3 protein-coding genes are annotated in these 4,517 nt (G+C 66.8%); 2 read left to right on the top strand and 1 reads right to left on the bottom strand.

Features of this window, described 5'->3' with window-relative positions; genetic code table 11:
* Positions 1 to 416: 416 nt before the first annotated feature.
* Positions 417 to 1,625: a tyrosine--tRNA ligase gene (gene tyrS, locus ACFX4F_RS20180; RefSeq protein ID WP_032977018.1), complete on the bottom strand. Its 1,209-nt coding sequence runs from the start codon at positions 1,623 to 1,625 to the stop codon at positions 417 to 419.
* Between the two features lie 167 nt (positions 1,626 to 1,792).
* On the opposite strand from tyrS, the gene ACFX4F_RS20185 reads away from it, so the two are divergent.
* The gene (locus ACFX4F_RS20185; RefSeq protein ID WP_380658108.1) at positions 1,793 to 3,262 is read left to right on the top strand and encodes a peptidoglycan DD-metalloendopeptidase family protein; all 1,470 of its coding nucleotides are present in this window, start codon (positions 1,793 to 1,795) and stop codon (positions 3,260 to 3,262) included.
* A gap of 64 nt (positions 3,263 to 3,326) precedes the next feature.
* On the top strand, positions 3,327 to 4,454 hold the full coding sequence (locus tag ACFX4F_RS20190; protein ID WP_380658110.1) for an anhydro-N-acetylmuramic acid kinase: 1,128 nt from the start codon (positions 3,327 to 3,329) through the stop codon (positions 4,452 to 4,454).
* Positions 4,455 to 4,517: the final 63 nt, after the last annotated feature.

Raw genomic sequence — 4,517 nt, forward strand, 5'->3', positions numbered from 1 at the left:
TCATCCTTCCTGCAGGCGCCTTCACAAGATACCTGCGCATACTTTCAAAGATCCGGGGAAGTGGCCTCAGCGCCATTCCCGTGTGCTGCGAAGTTTCCTTCGTAGCGAGCCGCCTATTATGCCGGACTTTTCGAGTCCGTCAACACCTTTCGTTCGATCATCTCGTTCGGCGGTGGTGGCGTCCCTTGTGTCGCTGAAGCCCCTTGTTGGCGACCCCTGCGACGGGGGAGGGAAAGTATGTCCCTATTCGCGGCCTTTGTGAAGGGGGTGTGGCAACTTTTTTCATCGGATGTTGCATCTGTTCATCCAGAAGGTCCTGGCAGGGACTGTTCCGCGGAGGGCAGAAGCAGCCGAGCGTGGGCTCGGCTCTACAAGAGCACAAGGAAGGGCCGGCTTGCGCCGGCCCTTCCTTGTTGTCAGGCAGCGACCAGGCGCACGCGGGCGAAGGTGCGCTTGCCGACCTGCAGCAGGCCCTCGAAGCCCGGCTGCAGCACCTGCTGGCCGTCTTCCACCACTTCGCCGTCCACCTTCACCGCACGCTCCTTGAGCTTGCGGTTGGCCTCGGAGTTGCTCGGGGTCAGGCCGGCAGCGGTCAGCAGCGCGGCGATGCGCAGGCCTTCGGCCGGGATCGCCACGTCCTGCAGCGGCAGCTGGGTGATGTCGCCCTGCCCCGTGACAGCCGCTTCCCAGCCGGCAATCGCCTGTTCGGCCGCTGCGGCGTCGTGGAACCGGGTCGCCAGTTCACGGGCCAGGCGCAGCTTCACCACGCGCGGGTTCAGGCCAGCGGCGATCTGCTCGCGCAGGGAAGCCGCTTCGGCCTGACTGATATCGAAGGACAGCAGCTCGATCCAACGCCACATCAGGGCGTCATCCACCTTCATGGTCTTGGTGACGATGTCGATGGCCGGTTCACTGATACCGATGTAGTTGCCCAGCGACTTGGACATCTTGTTGACGCCATCCAGGCCCTCCAGCAACGGCATGGTCAGCACCACCTGCGGCTTCTGGCCGTGGTGTTCCTGCAGGCCACGGCCCATCAGCAGGTTGAACTTCTGGTCGGTCCCCCCGAGCTCGACGTCCGCTTCCAGGGCCACCGAGTCGTAGCCCTGCACCAGCGGGTACAGGAATTCGTGGATGGCGATGGACTGCTGGGCGGCGTAGCGCTTGGCGAAGTCGTCGCGCTCGAGCATGCGCGCCACGGTGTGCTGGCCGGCCAGGCGGATCATGTCGGCCGCGCTCATCTTGCCGAACCACTCCGAATTGAAGCGGACCTCGGTGCGGCTGCGGTCCAGCACCTTGAACACCTGCTCTTCATAGGTGCGGGCGTTGGCCAGCACGTCGTCGCGGCTGAGCGGCTTGCGGGTCAGGCTTTTGCCGGAGGGGTCGCCGATCATGCCGGTGAAGTCGCCGATCAGGAAAATGACCTGGTGGCCGAGGTCCTGGAACTGACGCATCTTGTTCAGCAGCACCGTGTGGCCCAGATGCAGGTCCGGCGCGGTGGGGTCGAAGCCGGCCTTGATGCGCAGCGGGCGGCCTTCCTGCAGGCGCGCGCGCAGATCCTCGAGCTTGAGGATCTCGTCGGCACCGCGGCCGATCAGGGCAAGGGCTTCTTCAATCGAGGACACGTGACTACTCCCGGCAACGCCGTTTCTTATATGGGGTGTTAAAGCGAAGTTAACCCGATCGGCTTCACAAAAGCCAATAGGCACAAGGGTTTGACGCGAATTTGTTAGGTGTCTATGTTACCGGCGTTTGGGCCCGCGTTCCCGGGTCAGCCAGAGACCGACATCTGATGCTCAATTCCGATCAAGGCCGCGCACGCAAGCAGCGCTTCCAGGAACGACTCCACGTCCTGCACGACAACGCCCTGCACCGGAAGCTGAGGCAACACCTCCCCGCTGCGTTCAATGAGCGCTGGACGCGCCGTCATTGGATGCATGCCAGCCTGTTTGTGACCATCGGCGCACTGGTGGCCACGATCGTGCCGGGCTTCTCGCACACCATCGATGCCCCCTACGCCGACAGCCACACCAGCCTGGCCCTGCCGTTGCCGCCGCTGGCAATGGCCCGCCAGCAGCAGATTCCCGGCGACAGCTGGCAGGTGCTGCGGGTACAGCGCGGGCAGACCCTGAGCGACCTGTTCGACAAGGCCGGCATCCCGGCAACCACCCTGCACCGGGTGCTGGACCATCCGGGGGCGCGCGAATCGCTGACCAAGCTGCGCCCGGGCGCCGAGATCGCCTTCGACATGCCGCTGTCCGGTGACCTGCGCAGCATCCGCTTCGACCGCGATGCCGACAACCGGGTCGAGCTGAGCCTGAGCGGCGATGACATCAAGGAAACGGTGACCAAACGCGAGACGTCCACGCGGACGGTGGTCACCAGCGGCGAGATCACCAGTTCGCTGTATGCGGCTGCACGCCGCGCCGGACTGTCGCCATCGGCAATCGCGACGATGACCGACGACATCTTCAAGTACGACATCGACTTCTCCAAGGACCTGCAGCCGGGCGACCGCTTCAGCGTGGTGATGGACGAGACCTGGCGCGAGGGCGAGAAGGTCGACACCAGCAAGATCCTGGCGGCGACCTTCACCACCGGTGGCAAGACCTATTCCGGCTTCCGCTTCGACCGCAACGGCAAGTCCGAGTACTACGACATCAACGGCCGTTCGCTGAAGAAGAGCTTCATCCGCATGCCGATCCCCTTCGCGCGGCTGAGCTCGACCTTCGGCGCGCGCAAGCACCCGGTGCTGGGCAAGATGCGCATGCACAAGGGCGTGGACTACGCCGCGCGCACCGGCACCCCGATCATGGCCGCCGGCGATGCCCGCGTGCAGTTCGCCGGCGTGCAGCGCGGCTACGGCAACGTGGTGATCCTCGACCACGGCCGAGGCCACACCACCCTGTACGGGCACATGTCGCGCTTCGCGAACATCAAGACCGGCCAGCGCGTGGCCCAGGGCACGGTGATCGGCTATGTCGGCTCGACCGGCCTGGCGACCGGCCCGCACCTGCACTACGAGTTCCGGGTCAATGGCGAACACCGCAACCCGCTGACGGTGACCATGCCGCCGCCGGAGCCGCTGAAGGGTGCCGAGCTGGTGGCCTTCCGGGCGCAGACCGCGCCGGCGATGGCCCGCATCCAGGGCATGGAGAAGCTGATCTACGCCGACGCCAGCCCCGCCCCGGCCGCCGAAAGCGCGACCACCGAGGTGGCCAGCGCCAAGGACAAGGCGCCGGCAGGCCGCAAGCGCGGCTGAGCTCTGCGTTGACGAAGGAGGACACGGCAGCACAAGCTTGCCGTGTCCTTTTTTTATGCCCGCCATGAACACCACTGCCGATCCGTCCCTTCCCCTCTACCTGGGCCTGATGTCGGGCACCAGCGCTGACGGCATCGATGCCGCGTTGGTGCAGTTCCCCGCCGGCGGAGGTTGCCGCTTCGTGCATGGGCTGACCGCCCGCTGGGAGCCGGTACTGCGCGCGCGGCTGGTAGCCCTCGGTGAAGGCGGTCCGCTGCAGTCGCTGGAAGAGCTGGGCGAGCTGGACGCGCGGATTGCGATCAGCTTCGCCGCCGCCGCCAACCAGCTGCTGGACGAGGCCGGTGTCGACCGTTCGCAGGTGCGGGCCATTGGCTCGCACGGGCAGACCGTGCGCCATCGACCGTTGGCCGACCCGGCCTTCACCCTGCAGCTGGGCGACGGCAACCGCATCGCCGAACTGACCGGCATCACCACGGTGTGCGATTTCCGCCGCCGCGACGTTGCCGCCGGCGGCCACGGGGCGCCGCTGATGCCCGCCTTCCACCTCGGCATGCTGGGTGCAGCCGATGAGGACCGTGCGGTGCTGAACCTGGGCGGGATCGCCAACCTGACCCTGATTCCGCGCGAAGGCGTCGTGCGTGGCTTCGATACCGGCCCCGCCAATGCGCTGATGGATGCCTGGTGCCAGCGCCATACCGGGCGCAGCTTCGACGCTGACGGTGCCTACGCGGCCAGTGGTGCGGTGGATGACAGCCTGCTGGCTGGCTGGCGTGCGGACCCGTGGTTCGCGCTGCCACCGCCCAAGAGCACCGGACGCGAGCAGTTCCACCTGCCGTGGGCCGAAGCGCACATGGAGGAAGGCCAGTTTGCTGCCGCCGATGTGCAGGCGACGCTGCTGGAGTTGACCGCGGCGACGGTGGTGGATGCGTTGCTCGCCCAGCAGCCGCACACCCGGCGGGTGCTGGTATGCGGCGGTGGCGTGCGCAACGCGCAGTTGATGCGACGGCTGGCGGCGCGACTGCCGGGCGTGGTGGTCGAGTCCACGGCACTGCACGGGCTGGACCCGGAGTATGTGGAGGCGATGGGGTTTGCGTGGCTGGCGCAGCGGACGATGGACGGGCTGCCGGGCAACCTGCCGAGCGTGACCGGGGCGAAGGGGCCGCGGATTCTCGGGGCGATTCACTTGGCGTGAGATGACGCCATCCGCCGGGCATGGCCCGGCGCTACCCGTCGGCGGCGCGCGGTGGCGGAGGGG

Source organism: Stenotrophomonas sp. YIM B13575 (assembly GCF_042787595.1).
In the GTDB taxonomy this organism is placed as follows: Bacteria; Pseudomonadota; Gammaproteobacteria; order Xanthomonadales; family Xanthomonadaceae; genus Stenotrophomonas; species Stenotrophomonas lactitubi_B.